The sequence below is a fragment of the Oleiphilus sp. HI0066 genome (assembly GCF_001635725.1).
Genome location: NZ_LWFH01000345.1, coordinates 1 through 974, shown reverse-complemented (window position 1 = coordinate 974; position 974 = coordinate 1). Strand labels below are relative to the sequence as shown.

The 974-nt window shown below is 42.9% G+C and carries 1 protein-coding gene; it reads right to left on the bottom strand.

Annotation, left to right across the window (positions count from 1 at the left end; genetic code table 11):
* The coding region (locus A3738_RS04950; protein WP_082889972.1) for an ABC transporter ATP-binding protein at nucleotides 1-787 on the bottom strand (787 nt) is incomplete at its 3' end.
* Between the last annotated feature and the right edge of the window lie 187 nt (nucleotides 788-974).

Below are 974 nucleotides of genomic sequence, written 5' to 3'. Positions count from 1 at the left end.
GCACCTGTAACGCACCTTCAGAAAGTTCGTTCACCTTTGAAACGCGAGGCAATTGAATCAACTTAGCTTTAAGTTCCGAATGTCTTTCAGCAACGTGCACATGAATACTATTGTGATAAACCGATTTGGCCGCCAAGTCCTCAGGCGTGCCATCAAACTTAATTGCCCCATCAGAGAGAATCATTGCACGCGTACAAACCGCGCTCACCTCTTCAAGAATATGCGTGGAAACGATGACAATTTTATCTTTAGATAAGTTCTGTATGAGCTCTCGCACTTGATGCTTTTGGTTCGGATCAAGACCATCTGTAGGCTCATCTAAAATCAAAACCTGAGGATCATGAAGAATCGCTTGCGCCAAACCTAAGCGACGTTGAAAACCTTTGGAAAGAGTTTCAACACGTTTATTCAGCACACTATTCAGAGCGACTTTATCAACAGTTTCTTGAATACGCGTATTGAGATCAGACCCAGAAAAACCTCTAACTTTCCCGACAAATCTCAAGGAATCAAGCACAGTCATATCAGCATAAGCCGGCGCACCCTCAGGGAGATAGCCAATCAAACGCTTGGCCTCGACGGGCGTCTTCAACACATCAAACCCCATTACCGATACAGAGCCTGAGCTGGGTTGTAAAAAACCCGTCAGCATTTTCATCGTTGTCGATTTACCTGCGCCATTAGGGCCAAGAAAACCGAGTATTTCACCTGGTTCAACGGTAAATGTCAGTCCATTTACCGCAAAAAAATCACCAAATTGCTTAGTGAGTTTATCAACCGTAATCATGATGTTATTCGTCTCTAACTGGATCATTACTTATAAAAGAAGGCTCTGAACGATTCTAAGAGCCACACGCAAGGATATAGAGTCGACGAAGGGCACTTCAAGCGATCACTGCCAACATTTCTACATGGTCATGTTTGTAATATTTATTCAAAGTAATTCACTAACATTTAAGCTTTACGCCAGACAA